13 protein-coding genes and 1 pseudogene are annotated in these 15,355 nt (G+C 70.7%); 3 read left to right on the forward strand and 11 right to left on the reverse strand.

The annotated features are described in order from the left end of the window. Positions 1-105: 105 nt before the first annotated feature. Together P0Y41_RS12495 and P0Y41_RS12500 are read right to left on the reverse strand one after the other, a co-directional pair. A complete protein-coding gene (locus P0Y41_RS12495) occupies positions 106-558 on the reverse strand; it encodes a DUF7313 family protein (protein WP_284061647.1) in 453 nt (150 codons plus the stop codon). Between the two features lie 76 nt (positions 559-634). After that, on the reverse strand, positions 635-1,360 hold the full coding sequence (locus P0Y41_RS12500) for an NAD(+)/NADH kinase (protein ID WP_284061648.1): 726 nt from the start codon (positions 1,358-1,360) through the stop codon (positions 635-637). 121 nt (positions 1,361-1,481) lie between these two features. Here P0Y41_RS12500 and P0Y41_RS12505 point away from each other — a divergent pair, with 121 nt between their 5' ends. Beyond that, positions 1,482-2,486 (forward strand): calcium/sodium antiporter, encoded by a 1,005-nt coding sequence (locus tag P0Y41_RS12505; RefSeq protein WP_284061649.1) that lies wholly within the window; start codon positions 1,482-1,484, stop codon positions 2,484-2,486. A 36-nt stretch (positions 2,487-2,522) separates the two neighbouring features. Here P0Y41_RS12505 and P0Y41_RS12510 read toward each other — a convergent pair whose 3' ends face one another. Together P0Y41_RS12510 and P0Y41_RS12515 are read right to left on the reverse strand one after the other, a co-directional pair. Beyond that, positions 2,523-3,869: a M28 family peptidase gene (locus tag P0Y41_RS12510; protein ID WP_284061650.1), complete on the reverse strand. Its 1,347-nt coding sequence runs from the start codon at positions 3,867-3,869 to the stop codon at positions 2,523-2,525. Between the two features lie 135 nt (positions 3,870-4,004). Next, the gene (locus P0Y41_RS12515) at positions 4,005-4,646 is read right to left on the reverse strand and encodes a DUF420 domain-containing protein (protein ID WP_284061651.1); all 642 of its coding nucleotides are present in this window, start codon (positions 4,644-4,646) and stop codon (positions 4,005-4,007) included. Between the two features lie 90 nt (positions 4,647-4,736). Here P0Y41_RS12515 and P0Y41_RS12520 point away from each other — a divergent pair, with 90 nt between their 5' ends. After that, positions 4,737-5,639, forward strand: coding sequence for a M48 family metallopeptidase (locus P0Y41_RS12520; protein ID WP_284061652.1), 903 nt, complete (start codon positions 4,737-4,739; stop codon positions 5,637-5,639). Positions 5,640-5,664: 25 nt separating this feature from the next. On the opposite strand, the gene P0Y41_RS12525 is transcribed toward P0Y41_RS12520, so the two are convergent. The 5 genes and pseudogenes from P0Y41_RS12525 to P0Y41_RS12545 all read right to left on the reverse strand — a co-directional run bounded on the left by P0Y41_RS12525 (position 5,665) and on the right by P0Y41_RS12545 (position 10,551). Then, the gene (locus P0Y41_RS12525) at positions 5,665-6,711 is read right to left on the reverse strand and encodes an NAD(P)-dependent glycerol-1-phosphate dehydrogenase (protein ID WP_284061653.1); all 1,047 of its coding nucleotides are present in this window, start codon (positions 6,709-6,711) and stop codon (positions 5,665-5,667) included. A gap of 266 nt (positions 6,712-6,977) precedes the next feature. Then, on the reverse strand, positions 6,978-7,664 hold the full coding sequence (locus P0Y41_RS12530; RefSeq protein ID WP_284061654.1) for a LysE family transporter: 687 nt from the start codon (positions 7,662-7,664) through the stop codon (positions 6,978-6,980). A gap of 73 nt (positions 7,665-7,737) precedes the next feature. Continuing rightward, positions 7,738-8,439 carry a TMEM165/GDT1 family protein gene (locus P0Y41_RS12535; protein ID WP_284061655.1) on the reverse strand — a complete coding sequence of 234 codons (702 nt, stop codon included), beginning with the start codon at positions 8,437-8,439 and terminating at the stop codon, positions 7,738-7,740. Next, positions 8,436-9,230, reverse strand: coding sequence for a metal-dependent transcriptional regulator (locus P0Y41_RS12540; RefSeq protein WP_284061656.1), 795 nt, complete (start codon positions 9,228-9,230; stop codon positions 8,436-8,438). Before P0Y41_RS12540 ends, P0Y41_RS12535 begins: the two co-directional genes overlap by 4 nt. 137 nt (positions 9,231-9,367) lie before the next feature. Next, positions 9,368-10,551: pseudogene (locus P0Y41_RS12545) on the reverse strand (threonine synthase). A 164-nt stretch (positions 10,552-10,715) separates the two neighbouring features. Here P0Y41_RS12545 and P0Y41_RS12550 point away from each other — a divergent pair. Next, positions 10,716-12,047, forward strand: coding sequence for an FAD-dependent oxidoreductase (locus P0Y41_RS12550; RefSeq protein WP_284061657.1), 1,332 nt, complete (start codon positions 10,716-10,718; stop codon positions 12,045-12,047). Positions 12,048-12,131: 84 nt separating this feature from the next. On the opposite strand, the gene P0Y41_RS12555 is transcribed toward P0Y41_RS12550, so the two are convergent. Both P0Y41_RS12555 and P0Y41_RS12560 read right to left on the reverse strand, forming a co-directional pair. Continuing rightward, on the reverse strand, positions 12,132-13,817 hold the full coding sequence (locus P0Y41_RS12555) for a potassium channel family protein (protein ID WP_284061658.1): 1,686 nt from the start codon (positions 13,815-13,817) through the stop codon (positions 12,132-12,134). A gap of 89 nt (positions 13,818-13,906) precedes the next feature. Continuing rightward, entirely contained in the window at positions 13,907-15,106 is a 1,200-nt protein-coding gene (locus tag P0Y41_RS12560) for a thiamine pyrophosphate-dependent dehydrogenase E1 component subunit alpha (protein ID WP_284061659.1), read from the reverse strand. Positions 15,107-15,355 lie beyond the last annotated feature (249 nt).

Raw genomic sequence — 15,355 nt, forward strand, 5'->3', positions numbered from 1 at the left:
GCGTGCGCGAGAACCATGAAAACCGTTCGCTTCCCGGCGGTTCAGCACCCGAGCGAGGTGGGGACGGCGGCGGTGCCGGACGGAGACGGCGTCGGCGGCGGAATCTCAGACGATCGCGCTCCAGAGCGGTTGGATGACGAAGAACAGCGCCTGATACCCGGCGTAGGCGATCACGAGCACCGAGGCGACGAGCGCGCTGTTGGGGCGGTCGATCTCTAGGTTGTTCCGCGCCTCGACGCGGCGGGACTCGTACTCGAAGAAGTCCGAGATGACCATCCCGATGACGAGGATGGACAGCACCATCCCCCCGTGCGGCTCGACGATCATGAACGCGAACGACAGCACCACGAGCAGGACGTTCGCCGTCTCGTGGGGGAGATACCGGCTCATCGCTTCGTCGTCGTCTCCATCGGCCGCAGCTTGCACGTAGCTCCGCTGTGCGAGCAGCCGCGTAACGACGTTCACGAGCACGACCGCGAGGATGGCGAACGGCAGCACATCCGCCACGGACTCCAACGCCCCGAGCGGGACGAGGAACTCCAGCGGTGACGGTAACATATGGGGAAATCGGTCCACGACTCATTAGAAGCTTTCCAATCCCGTGCGAGGCGGAGCCCGGATCGGGAACGCCGACTCAGCGTCGCGACCGGGACCACCCAGTCGCCGGCGGGGCCCGAAGGAACGGGACGTGTCCGTCGACCGCGACGCGGATGTCGGCCTTCGGCGGGACGACGCCGGCGACCTCGCCGTCGACGATCAGCCGCACGTCGCAGTCGTCGCGCTCGACGCGCACGACCGCCTCATCGGCGACCACCCACGTATCGGCGGTCGTCGCGAACGGCGAGACCGGGACCACCGAAAGGCCGGTCCCCGGCGTGAGCACGGACCCGCCGGCGGCGCGCGCGTACCCGCTGGATCCCGCGGGCGTCGCGACCACGACGCCGTCGGAACGGACGCGAGCGATCGGCTCCCCGTCGGCGCCCGCGCTGACGGCGTACTCCGAGATGCGCGCCGCCTCGGCCGTCATCAGGGTCGCGTCCAGCACGGCCCGCGCGCGGCGGTCGCCGTCGACCGTCACCGAGAGCGTCGCTCGCGACTCTGTCCGGCTGCGCCCGGCCGCGAGCGCCTCCAGCGCTGTCTCGGCGTCGACTCGTTGGACGGCGTGTGGCCCGCCACCGGCGTCGACCGGGAGCACCGGCGCGGCGGGATCGTCGAGGACGGTGTCGACGAGCGCGCGCTCACCCATGGTAACGACCGCGTCCGGATCGGCGGCGCCGTCGACGACCACGCCGCCGGCGGCCTCGACCGCGTCACGGAGGGTGCCGTCGTCGCCCGCCAGCGCCGCGCGGAACTCGGTCATGGTGTCGGGGGTTGACCGGGGGTCGACTTAACCGGCGGGGTCTGCGTCCCGGAGCCCACGGACGGTCGCAGTCGTACGGTCGGTCACCAGACTGATGTCGCTCGTTCGGATAGTCGTTGACGTGCGTTCGGCTATCGGCCAACTTGCCGTCCAACTGGCCGTCGTCGCGGTCGCGGTCGTCGGGCTGTGGGTCGGCGCGCGCCTGCTCGTGGACGCCGTCGTCCGACTGGCGAGGCGGTTCGGCCTCTCGGATCTGACCGTCGGTCTGACCGTTGTCGCGATGGGAACGTCCACGCCGGAGCTGTCGGTCACGATCGACGCGGCGCTGAAGGGACTCGGTGATCTCGGCGTCGGCAACCTCCTCGGGTCGAACATCTACAACCTCGCGTTCATCCTGGGCGTCGTCTCGCTGGTCCGGGTGATCCCGGTCGCGTCGTCGCTCGTCCGTCGCGACGGGCTCGCACTGCTCGCGAGCACCGCGGTCGGCGGTGTCGTGCTGCTCGATCTCTCGGTCACGCGGGCGGAAGGAACGGCGCTCGCGCTCGCGTTCGTCGCCTACACCGGCTACCTGCTCCACACCGGAACCGCCGTCACGGACGCGTCAGACGGCATGACCGGAGCGAACACTTCCGGGGGCGTCGAGATCACGAGAGAGATCACCGAGCGCGTTCAGTTCCGCGGCCGCGACGGGGCCCTCCTGGTCGTCGGCCTCGCCATCGTGCTCGTCAGCGGCGACGCGCTGGTCGCCGCGGCGTCGGGGCTGGCGCGCGGTGCGGGTGTTACCGAGTGGGTGATCGGGGGAACGATCGTCGCGGCCGGAACCTCGACCCCGGAGTTCGCCGTCTCGCTGGTGGCGCTGCGCCGCGGGAGCCTCGGCGTCTCCGTCGGCAACGTCGTCGGGAGCAACGTCTTCAACGCCGTCGCAATCGTGGGTGTCGCGGCGGTAATCCGCCCGCTGACGGTCAGCCCGGCCGCCTTGGAGACGCTCGCGTGGCTCGCTGTCGTCTCCGTCGCGATGGTCACGGCCATGTGGACCGGGCGCGTCCTCTCGCGGGCCGAGGGAGCGTTGTTCGCCTGCTCGGAGGTCCTCCGGTGGACGCTCGGGTTGCTCGGGCGGTTCGGCTGACCGGACCATCCCGCGGAGTTCGTCGTCGGCGGCCGGCTACCGGACGACGGTCCCGTCGTCGTCGTACGGCCAGTCGCCGATCACTTTCATCCCGGTCGCCTTATCCTCGTCCTCCAGCGCCGCCGCGATCTCGCTCGGCTCGCGACGGGCCACCTCGGTATCGCCGTCGGCCAGATCTGCGACGAGGGCGGTCAGCAGGATCGCCTGTTCGCGGAGGTTCCGTGCCTCCAACTTCTCCAGGGTGTCGGCCTCGGTGTGTCCCCACCCCCGCCCCCGTCCCTCGGTCTCGCCAGAGACCATGTAGCCGGGGACGCCGTGGACCACGAACGGCCAGTGGTCGCTGTGGGGGACCTGCTCCTCGCTCGTCGACACCGGGTGGTCGAAGCGCTCGGCCAGTCGATCGGCGGCAGCCGTGAGGTCGTCGAAGCCGTGCGTCGACAGCGACAGCGTCCGGCCGAACACGTTGGAGTCCACGTTGACGATCGCTTTGACCCCGTCGCGGTCGGCGCGCTCGGCCTCGACCCCGGAGCCGACGAGGCCGACTTCCTCGGCGCCGTAGGCGACGAACCGGACGCGGGTGTCGAGTTCGTCCGCTACACCGGCGAGCGCGTTCGCCACCTCGACGATCGTGGCGGTGCCGGCGCCGTTGTCCATCGCGCCCTCCGCGATGTCGTGGGCGTCGACGTGCGAGGAGACCAAAACCTCCTCGTCGGTTTCAGGCCCTAACTCGGCCATCGCGTTGCCGCTCGTCGCCGCGGGCGTCTCGCAGTCGACGTCGACGGTGACCGAGTCGCCCTCCGCCCGGCGGGCGAGGCGCGTTCCGACTTCCGCGCTCACGCCGACGGCGGGGATGTCGCCGATGGGGTCGTCGTCGGTGCCGACGGAGCCTGTCGGTGGGAGACAGCCCTCCACGTGGTTGCGGAAGACGAACGCCCTGGCGCCGTGTTCGACGGCGGAGTAGTACTTTTCCGTGCGGTGGACGAACCGGTCGAAGTCGTCGGGCGTGTCCGAGGACACCATCACGACGTTCCCCTCCACGTCGCCCTCTTCGAAGTCGGACGGGACGCCGTAGCCGAGGTCGACGAAGTCGGCGGTCACCGTCCCGCTCGGCGAGCGCGGAAGCGCGATGCACGGCTCTCGACGGCGGCCGTCCGCGATCCCGGAGTCGCCCCGCTCCCAGCCCTGGATCTCGAACTCGTCGACGCGTGCGTTCCGGCAGCCCGCCTCCGCGAGCGCGTCGCGGACGAGTTCGAGCCCGTCCCGTTCGCCGGGCTGGCCCGCCATGCGGTTGCCCACGTCGACGAGGTCCTCCAGCAGGTCCCAGCCGACGTCGCTCGTGAACGCGTCGCCGATCCACTCCGTTCGCTCGCTGAGATCAGTCACGCACGTTCGCTTCGCGCGTCCGGGCAAAGAGGTTCGGGAGCCGGCCGGCCAGACCGGTGATCGGACGTCGGTCCGGTCGGCTTGATCGACGCGGCCGCCACCGCGGTCCGGCCGCGGCGCAGTCGCCGTCGGGGCCTACCGCGCCACGCGAACGAACTCGTACGCGTACACCCAGTTGAGCAGCACGTAGGTGACGACGCCGAGCGTCAGCGAGACGATCCACGTGCCGGCCGCGATCCGTCCGATCCGCTTGTGGGGCGTCTCCGTCCGCAGTTCTTCGGGCGTGTGGGTCGCCCCGAGGACGATCGCGTACAGCACGACCGGCACGGTCACGACCGACAGCACGATGTGGATCGCGAGCATCGCGAGGTAGACGACCTCGACGGCGCCGGCGTACGCGCCGAGGAACGCGGTCTCGCGGATGACGATGTGTTTCTCACCGGGACCACCGCCGACCTTGGTGAGGTACAAGACCAGGAACACCATGATCAGGCCGAAGGAAGCGCTCATCGCGGCGGCGTGCTTGCGCACCTTACCCGCGCGGATCCACCGCCATCCGAGCACGAGCAGCGCGGTCGTCACGGTGTTGACCGCGGCGATGGCGTGGCTCAGGAGGTTCACCTCGCCCTGCGTGAGCGACGGGAACACCGAGTCGGGAACGACGCCCGCGAACGTGCCGATGACGAGCGCGTAGCCGACGACCGACACCACCGCGACCGTCGCGCGCGGATATTGTTTCACGGTACCGAGCGGGCCGCTCGCGTCCGCTGTTGCCATTACCCGCGGTTGGGGCGGCGCCGACTTGCGTCTTCGGGTTCCCGCCCAAACGGAGTGGATCTCGTTCCCTTGCCCACCACTGCCGGGCGTGTGCCCGACGCCTCTCGCGTCGCCATCGACACCCTGGATCGGCCAACGCTGTTCCGGCTGTACGTGCCCTTCCGCGCCGACTCTCGGCTGTCCCTTCGAGCTGGGCGAAAAGCCTACACGCGCGGACGCGAAGCCACCGATGTGTTCCTCTTTGCCCTCCCCTCACCGCTTCCTGCCGTCATCTCGTGGGCGGGCGACTGGTGGGAGCTGTGGGCGCTCATCGCGGTCGGATTCCTCGGCGTTCGCCTCGCCCCGGCGCTCGTCTCGCGGGCCGAGCGCCCGGCCCCGCTCCCCGCGGAGGTCGCCCGCGCGGTCGAGCGCGAGGGCGTCCCGGCCGACCGCGTCGGCGTCCTTCGGCGCGACGGCCGGGTGCTCGCGTACGCCGCCGGGCTGACGGCCGGTCACGGCCGCGTGTTCGTCTCGACGGGGCTGTTGCGCGAACTCGATCCGGCGGGCGTCGCTGCCGTCGTCCGCCACGAGCACGCCCACCTCGCCAGGGGACACGTCCCGCTGCGGGTCGGCATCCCCTGTGCGTACGCCGTCGCGTGGGCGATCGACGCGACGCTGTTCGGCCGCGCGGGGCTCGTCGCCGGCGCAGCGCTCGCGGTTCCGCTGGCGTATCTCTCGGTGCGCACCGCACGCTGGACCGAGTACGACGCCGACGCGGTCGCCGCCCGCGGCTCCGGAGACGACTTCCGCGACGCGCTCGCCCGGCTCGCCGCCGGCGGGCACCTGGGCCGGCCGGCACCCGCCGGCGGCCGACTTCGGCGGGTGCTCGCCTCCCTGTCGATGCACCCGCCGCTCGGCGAGCGGCTCAAGAGACTCGACGATCACTCGGAGACTGAAACCGGGGTCGGCCCGTCGGCCGGCGCTGTCGCCGGCGGCGCCCGCGGCGACGACTGACCGGCGCTCGGCGGAGCCGCCCGCCTCAGATGACGCCCGTGAACGACGCGACCTCGATCGCGGCGTCCTCGTTGACGCCGTCGCCGAGGATGGTGTAGCGGTCGCGGATGGTGTGGGCGGTCGTGAGCGCCTCGATCACCGTCTCGTCGTCGATGCCGAGTTCGGCGGCCGTCGTCGGGGCGCCGATGGCCGTTAGCGCGTCGCGGATGGCGCGCCACTGGCCGTTCTCGCCGGTGTGGAGGAACTCCGTGAGGATGGAGCCGACGCCGACCTGGTGACCGTGGAGCCCGGGCGACTCGGCGATCCGGTCGAGTTGGTGCGAAAAGAGGTGCTCTGCGCCCGAGGCCGGCCGCGACGACCCCGCGATCGACATGGCGACGCCCGAGGAGACGAGCGCCTTCGAGACGATCCACGCCGACTCCTCCAACCCCTGCTTGATCGAGTCGGCGTTGTCGACGAGCATCTCGGCGGTCATCTCCGAGAGCGCGCCGGCGTACTCGCTGTACTCCACGTTCTTCAGCCGCCGTGCGAGCCGCCAGTCCTTGACGGCGGTGTAGTTCGAGATGATGTCGGCGCAGCCGGCGGTGGTGAGTTCCCACGGCGCGTTCGCCATGATCTCCGTGTCGGCGATGACCGCGAGGGGCGGGTCGGCGGCGACGGAGTGGCGCGTGTCTCCCTCGGGGATCGACGACCGTCCGGAGACGATGCCGTCGTGGCTCGCGGCCGTCGGCACCGAGACGAAACCGACGCCCAGCTCGTCGGCAGCCATCTTCGCGAGGTCGATCGGCTTGCCGCCCCCGAGCGCGACGAGGAACGTCGCCCCGGCCGCCTCGGCCGCCTCGACGATCTCGGCGACGGCGCCGAAGCTCGCCGAGTCGACCGTAACTGTCTCCACGCCGTCGAACTGTGCGCGCAGCCGGTCGCCCGCGAGCTCGTTCGGGGTCGGCGAGGTGACCAGCAGCGGTGTCCCGGCCAGCGACAGCTCCGCGACCGCCGTCCCGGCGTCGTCGAGCACGCCGTGTCCGACGAGGACGTTCCGCGGGAGCTTGATCCACGTCGACTTCGCGAACATGGACGCTCGTTCCGCGTCGGGGTGTAAAGGGGTTGCCGTGTCGTCGGGTGCTGGCGGCTGACCGCCGACCCGGCCCGGCAGTAGCGGGGCGGAAGTTCTTATACCGAGATGGGACCACCGTCGCCGATGCAGTAACCACCGCCCCGGCGCGCCAGCGGGTGTGCGACCACGCGCGTCGGGAAAGCGCGCCCCGAGTCGGCGAATTGGCGACGCGCACGAGACGGTCGCCTGTCAGCCCAACCGGACGCAGGGACAGCCGCGGCGACTCAGATGAGCGGGCCGAGCGTCCGCGCCGCGTCGAACAGGAACGCGACGCCGAAGCCGCCGAGCAACAGCGCCGACAGCGCGGCGACGACGGGTGCGAGCGCCTCGACGCGCCGCTTCGCCGCGACGAGGGCGCCGGGGAACCCCGTCACCCACAGGCCGATGCCGCCGAAGAAGCCGAGCACCAGCGCCGGGCTCCCGGTCTGGACGACGAGCGTCCCCGCGAGCTCCGTCACGTCGGCCGCGCCGAACACGTCGATCTCTCCGGGTTCGAGCAGCCCCACGCCGACGGTGAGCCAGAACACCACTTGGTAGGGGTTCGCCAGCGCCAGCGCCAGCGCCTTTCGGAAGCCCGCCGACTCCTCGTCGACCAGATCCGTGTCGACGCCGAGGAACGAGCCACGGATCTCGCGGGCCGCGCCGTACGCGTAATACAGCATGAGGACGCCGCCAACGCCGACCATGACCCCCTTCACCAGCGGCGCGTCGTTCAGGAAGCCGACGACGCCGACGAGCGACAGCAGGAAGAAAATCGCGTCCGCGGTCGCCGCGCCGAGGCCGGCGCGCACGCCCGCGGTCCATCCCCGAAGCACGCTCTCCTCGGCGATGACGGCGTTCATGGGGCCGGGCGGCGCGGCCAGCGCGAGGCCGAACACGACGCCGGCGAGCAGCGAAGCGGCGACTGTCACGGCTGAGCAGAAGGCACGCTGCCGTGAATAACGCCTCGATTCACGTCCGCCGTCGGTCGTGAGCGTCCGTCCGCTACGCGAGCGCCAGAATGGCGGAGGACACGGCAGTGACGACCTCCTCCCAGACGGAGAAGCCGGTGACCAGCGCGAGCACCGTGTCGAGCCCGAAGAAGGCGAACAGCGCCGCGCCGGCGAGGTGCGCCTTCCGCGCGTCGAACCGGTGGCTGAAGCGGTGGAAGACGTACGCGTTCGCCAGGCTCACCGGAACGATGACCGCCATCTCGCCCACCCAGATCGCCGGCGTGACGCCGTACTGCGCGGCGAGACTGATCGTCACCAGCTGGGTCTTGTCGCCGAACTCGCCGGCGGCCATCATCGTGAAGATGGAGAGGAAGCTCCCGAGCCGGCCGGATATCTCGTGTCCGAACAGGCTCACCGTGCCGTCCAGACCGGAAACGATGGTTCCGCCGTCCGGTTCCGCCGCGTACGGCGACGCGTCGGCTGCGGGAGCCGACCGCAGGAGGATCACGGCGAACGCGAGGAACATCACGGCGGTGAACGCGTCGAGCATCGCCCCCGACAGCACCGACTGGAGCGCGGCGCCGAACCAGATCTCGAGCGCCGTCCAGCCGGCGAACGCCGTTCCTGCGGCGGCGACGACGACCGCGGGGCGGTACCGCGTCGACAGCCCGGCGATGATGAACTGGACCTTCTCGCCAGGAAGCACCGCCAACTGTGCGACCGCCGCGACGACGACGATCTCCCAGAAACTCACGCGCCGCCCACCCCCGCGTCGGTCGCGGCGGCGCCGTTCACCTCCTCGACCGGGCGGACCCGGACCGCGGCGGCGATCGTCTCGGGGAGACTCTGCTCGCGACCGGAGTCGGCGGCGGCGCCGCTGCCGGTTCCGTCGCGGCTGGTGTCGGTTCCCTCGTCGTCGTTCGCGCCGACGATCTCGTCACTGTCCGGCCCTACCTCGACGGTCACCATTCCGAACGGGGCGACGTCCAGCACTTCGATCGTCGTCCCCGGGGTGATGCCCGCGCGGTCGAGGTATTCGAGCTCCTCGTCGTCGCGGTCGCTGACGCGTGCGATGACGACGCGGTCGCCGACCGCGACTTCGGTGAGCGGGCGAGCGTCGTCGTCGGCCGGCGGTTCGAGATCGACTCCGGGGATGGGGTCTCCGTGCGGATCGACGGCGGGGTCGCCCAGCGCCGCGGCCACGCGGCGCTCGAACTCCTCGCTGATGTGGTGTTCGAGCGCGTCGGCCTCGTCGTGGACCTCGCTCCACGAGTAATCGAGGTGCTCCGCGAGATACGCCTCGAGCAGCCGGTGGTGCCGGAGCACCTCCAGCGCGACGGTCCGCCCCTCCTCGGTCAACTCGGTCCCCTTGTACTTCTCGCGCTCGACGAGCCCGCGATCCTCGAGAGTCTCCAGCATGCTCGTCACCGTCGGCGGCGTCTTCCCGACCCGCTCGGCGATGGCCGAGGTCGACACCGGCGGCCCGCTCTCGGTCTGGAGCACGTAGATGGCCTTCAGGTAGTCCTCCATCACGTCGCTCAGCATCGGTTGTCGTGAATTAGACGGATCTAACTGATATATGCTGTGGCTCGAATACGCGGCGGCGGTCGGCGAACTGGTGGTCTGGCGGGGTGGTCGGAGTGGACGAATCGACGGACGATCGGGGTCGGCGACCGCTCCGGTCAGATACCTTTGCCCATCAGGTGACTCCGGAGCACGTCCGGCGTCTTCACGCCCGCGTCCGGGTTCACGACGACGACCTCGTCGTCGCTCCCGAGCGATTCGGATTCGGCGAGCCGCCACGCGCCGGCGAGCGCGACGCCGCCGGCGCCCCCGACCTCGATGACTTCCGTCTGGGCGACGGTGACGGCGCTTTCGAGCGCGTCGTCGTCCTCGACGGTGAGCGTGTCGCCGTCGACGTCGCGGAGCGCAGCCAGTGCGAGGTCGCCGCCGGCGGGCGCTTCGATCTCCAGTTCGCCGACGATGGTGTCGGGGCCGTTCCACGCCTCGACGGCGTCGGCGCTGGACTCGAACGCGGTCGCGATCGGTGCGCAGCCGGCGGGTTGCACGGCGTACACGTCCGGAACCGCGTCGGCGAGCCCGAGGTCCACGAGGTCCTCGAGCCCCCGAGCGACGCCGACGACGAGCTCACCCGTGCTCGCGGGGAGGACGACCGCGTCGGGCAGCGCGGACGCGGTCGCGTCGAGCAGCTCGTACGCGATCGTCTTCGCCCCGTCGTGGCGGTACGGGGTGGTGAACTCCTGGAGCGAGTGGTACTCGGCGGCCAGCTGCTCGTCGACCGCGGCGGCCGCGTCGCCGTAGCGCCCGCCGACGACGCGCATCTCGCCGCCGTGGACGTTCACCATCGCCTTGTTGGAGAACGCGGTCCGCGAGGGGACGAACGCGTACGATCGCAGGTCAGTGCGCCCGGCGTAGGCGGCGGCCGACTGCCCGGCGTTGCCGGCAGCCGCGAGCGCCAGCGGCTCAGCTCCCGGTCGGCGGCGGCCGTCACCGCGAGGCTCATCCCGCGGTCGACGTAGGTGCCGGTGGGGTTTCGACCCTCGTCTTTCACGTACGCGGTGGCGACGCCGAGTTCCTCCGCGAGGCGGTCCGTCCGCACGAGGGGCGTGTCGCCCTCGCCGGCGGCGACTGCGGCCTCGGCCGGGAACGGCAGGAGGTCGCCGAAGCGGTACTGTCCCGGGGCGGGATCGTCGCGGTCGCCGAAGGCGCCGGCGTCGACTGCGTCGAGGTCGTAGGTCGGGGACAGCGGCGCCCCGCAGTCGGGACAGCGGCCGTGTTCGTCGACGCCGAACGACTCCCCGCAGTCGGTACACGACAGGCCGTCGAACGCGTCCGTCGTCTGCATTCACCCGCGGTTGGGGCCGCCGCCGCATGGATGTGCTGGTTCCGGACCGGATTCGAACGCCGCCGGGAGCGGTGCCGACGCGACGGGAGCGATCCGCTGACCGATCGGGTCGATCCGGCGACGCGACCGGGTAGGCCTTTGTGTCGTGCGGTCAAAGCGCGGGTATGTCGGACTCCCCGAACGTCGTCGTCGCGGGCGCGGGGCTCGCGGGGCTGGTCGCCGCGCGGCACCTCGCAGACGCGGGCGCCGCGGTCACCGTGTACGAGCGCCGGCCCGAGGTCGGCGGTCGCGTCCGGACGCGCCACGAGAACGGCTTCACGCTCGACCGCGGCTTTCAGGTGCTGTTCACGGGCTACCCTGCGGTACAGCGCGAACTCGACGTGGGCGCGCTCGATCTGCGGGAGTTCCGCCCCGGCGCCGTCATCTGCTCGACCGACGAGGGAACACGGAGCGTCCTCTCGGACCCCCTTCGGGACCCGCGGGCGCTGGTCGAGTCGGCGCTCAACCGCCGGGTGACCACGACGGACAAGCTCCGAACGCTCGCGCTCCGGCAGGACCTCTCACAGCGCGAGGAGTCGTGGTTCTTCTCGGGCCCGGACGCGAGCATCCGCGAGTACCTCCGCGACTGGGGCTTCTCCGAGAAGTACATCGAGAACTTCGTCGCGCCCTTCTACGGCGGCATCACACTCGACCGCTCGCTGTCGACCTCGAAGCACGTCTTCGCGTACACCTTCCGCGCGCTCTCGAACGGTCGGATCGGCGTGCCGAGCCAGGGGATGGCCGCGATCCCCGACCAGCTCCGGGCGTCGGCGGAGGCCGCCGGCGCGACGGTCGTCACCGGCGAGGGCGTCGAGGGGATCGACCGCGACGGCACCGGATCGGACGCCGAGGCCCGGAGCGGCGCCGCCGCGGGCGTCACCGTCGAGACGACCGAGCGCGCCGTCGACGCGGACGCGGTCGTCGTCGCCACCGATCCGAAGACTGCGAGGCGGCTGACGGACGTCGAGGCCATCCCGACGGAAGGCGTCCCGTCGACGACCCAGTACTATCGGCTGCCGGCGTCGACGCCGATCTCGACGGGAAAGAAGATCCTGCTCAACAGCGACGGTCCCGCGCCGAACGTGGTCGTCCCGCTCACCGACGTTGCGCCCGAGTACGCGCCCGACGGCGAGCAGCTGCTGTGTGCGACGTTCCTCGGCGACGACGCGCGCTTCCGCGACGCCGACGACCTCGCGGCCGACACGCGCGCGGCGCTTTCCGCGTGGTATCCCGAGCGCAGCGTGGACGGACTGGAGCCCGTCCACACCGAGCGCATCGAGTTCGCGCAGTTCGCGCAGCCCCCGGGCGTCCACGAGACGCTCCCGGACGCGACCGATCCCGAGGGACGGATCTACCTCGCCGGCGACTCCACCGAGTGGTCGTCGATCCAGGGGGCGATGAAGAGCGGTCGCGTCGCTGCCGAGGCGGTACTGGACGGCGAGAACCTCGGGGACTGACCGCGAGACGCCGACGCCCGGTCGGACGGATCTGGACCGCCGAGAGAGACTACGCTGGAGCCGGACTACCGAACTGGAGCCGGACTACTTCTCAAGCGGCCTCGGCGACACGTCGAACACCGAGAGGAACCGCTGGACCGCCTCGTCGGTCCCGACGATCACCAGTCGGTCGTCGGCGGCGATAGTGCGGTCGGGATCGAGGCTCACGGTGAGCTCGCCACCGTGTTCGGCGGCGATGACGCGACAGCCGGTCCGCTCGTAGATCCCGCTCTGGGCTAACGTCTTCCCCGCGAACGGTTCGGCGGGCACCCGGTCGATCCGGATCTGGCTGCCCGCACCGAGCACCTCCTCGCCTCGGAGCTCGCGAGCGACCATCCGGGCGCTGATGCGCGGCACCGACAGCACGTAGTCCGCGCCCGCGCGCAGCGCCTTCGTCGTCGCGTCCGAGTCGCTCATGCGCACGAGGATCTCGACGTCGGGATTCAGCGACCGCGCGAGCACGGTCGTCAACAGCGCCGTCGAGTCGTCGGGGACGCACACGAGGAGCACTCCGGCAGACTCCACACCGGCTTCCCGGAGCACGTCCCGGGAGGCCACGTCGCCGACAACGTCCACGTCGGGGCCGTCGGTCACGTCGACGGTCGTCGCCGGGATGTCGTTTTCGTCCTCGATGACCGACAGCGCGGCGTGCCCGACCTCGCCGAGCCCAGCGACGACGACCTCCTCCTCGCGGCCTCGGGAGCGGACCGGTCGGGCGGTTTCGCCGAGTTCCTCCAGGGCGTCGTGGTTGCCGGACACCAACAGCACCGTGTTGGGTCCGATGACGGCGTCGGGGTCCGGCGGAAGCTGGAGTTCGCCGTCGATCCACGCGCCGACGACGTTCGCGCCGGTTCGCTCGCGGATCCGCGAGTTGCGGATGGAGACCCCGTCGAGCGCGCTCCCGCGACGGACGGATATCTCCGTTACTTCGAGCCCCTCCGCGATACCGACGGTGTCGTGCAGTTCGGAGCTGAAAAGCGACGCCGCCTTCTGCGCCAGCCGGTGGCCCAGGACCGCACGCGGCGACAGCACGCTGTCGGCTCCTGTGGTCTCCAGCACGTCCTGCAGGGAACTGTCGTCGGTCAGCGCGATGATCTCCACGTCGGGTCGGATCGACCGGACGGTGAGGATCGTGTCCACGTTCGCCTCGCCGGCGTCCGTGATCACCGCCCGAGCGTTCGTGATGCTCGCCCGCTCGAACGCGCTCGTGTCCTGGGGCGAGCCGTAGATCGCAGAGTAGCCCTCGTCGGAGAGGTCGATCGCCTCCTCCTCGTCCGAGGAGATGAGCACGTAGTCGATCCCGAGCTGTTCGAGTTCGTCGAGCAACACGGCGGAGTCCCGGTCGTATTCGCAGACGATGACGTGGTCACGCTTCGGCGACAGCCGCCTGTCGAGGTCGATTTCGGCGCCCGTAAACAGCGGAATGATGATCACTCGGAGCGTGAAGAAGCCGACGCCGATGCCGCTCAACTGCATGAACACCATGAAGAGATTCATCCACGGCGACTCCCACGGCGAGTCGGCGCCGTAGCCGGTCGTCGTCATCGTCTCGGTGACCGTCTGGAACGACCGGAAGATCGACTGCTCGCGCCCTTCCAGTACGCTCATCCCCGTGTTGTAGATAACCGTGTACGTCAACACGAGCGCGGCCAGCCCGAACAGGTAGTAGATGATGAGCCGGCTCCGACGCGAGAGGTCGCCGGTCCGGATCGAACGAGAGAGTAGATCCATGACGCGTTGCCCCCGCTTCTGTCGGGGGCCACGAAACGTTTTCCGTCGGCTCCGCAGTCGGCGCTTCTCCGCTCGCACCGCCGGCGCCTCTACTCCTCGCGCAGGAACGCGCCCTCGCCGTGCCGATCGATCGCCGCGAGCAACCCCTCGCGCTGGCGCTCCAGTTCGGGCGTCGTCTCGGCGTACACGTCGTCGAACATGCTCGCGGGGTCGGCCTCGAAGCGCTCGGCGGCGTCGATGACCTCGGCGACCCGGGCGTCGGCCTCCTCGCGAACCGACTCGATCAGGTCGTCGTCCGCGATCCCCTGCCGGCGGAGGAACCCCTCCATCCGCGGGATCGGGTCCCACGCGCGCCACGGCTCGCCCTCGTCCTCCTCGCGGTACACGCTGGGGTCGTCAGCGGTCGTGTGGGCGCCGAAGCGGTACTCGACGGTCTCGATCAGCGTGGGGCGGTGGTCGTAGCCGCCGGCGTCGGAGTCGCCGTCGGCGCCCTCCGTGTCCGTGTCACTCACACCGTCGCCGCCGGCCCGTGCCTTCCGGGCCGCCTCCGCGACGACTGCGTACACCGCCAGCGGGTCCATCCCGTCGACGCGGACGCCCTCGAAGCCGTAGGCCTCGGCCTTCTCCGCGAGCGTTGCGCTCGCGGTCTGGGCTTCACGGGGGATCGAGATCGCCCACTGGTTGTTGTGACAGACGAAAACGCTCGGCGCGTCGAACACGCCCGCGAAGTTCATCGCCTCGTGGAAGTCGCCCTCCGAGGTCGCGCCGTCGCCGAAGTGGGCGCACGCGACGCGGTCGTCGCCGCGGTAGTCGAACGCCATCGCCGCGCCCACCGCGTGCGGGAGGTGCGCGCCGATCCCGATGTTGAGCGGGAACACGTCGATGTCGGCCAACCCCGCGGTTCCGGACTCGTGGCCCATCCAGTACGCGAGGTACTCGGGGGGGAACCCGCGGACGACGACGGCGCCGTGCTCGCGGTACTGGTAGAAGACGGGGTCGTCGTCACGGAGGGCGTGGGTGGCGGCGACGGAGCTCGCCTCTTGCCCCTCGATGGCGGCGTAGGTGCCGATCCGCCCCTGTCGCTGCAGGCTGATCGCCCGCTCGTCGAAACGGCGCGCGGTCACCATGTCGCGGTAGATGTCGACCAGCACCTCGTCCGCGACGTCCGGTACCTCTCCGACGACCTCGCCGTCGGGACCCAGCACGCGGTACACGTCTTCCATCGGATCCGCCGGCGCGTCGGCGTCTGTCCCATCGCCCGCGTCGGATCCGGCGTCGCCGTCGCTCATACGGGCGTGTCAGGATGCAACAGGGTAGCCGTTTCGGCACCGGCAGCGACCGAACGGCGACACCGATCGCACGGGGCCGACGAAGTCGATCACCTGCCGTGCACCACCTCGTCGATACTGAGCGCGTTCTCTATCTCGTCCGTATACTCGTGAAGCCTGGCCGCTTGCATCCGGGGTGTCAACACGGGACACGAAAAATTGCAATTCTGACATGGATGGCGGGAATTCAGCGTTCGCGCCGGCCCGTGG

The organism is Halobaculum halobium (assembly GCF_030127145.1).
GTDB classification, from domain to species: domain Archaea; phylum Halobacteriota; class Halobacteria; order Halobacteriales; family Haloferacaceae; genus Halobaculum; species Halobaculum halobium.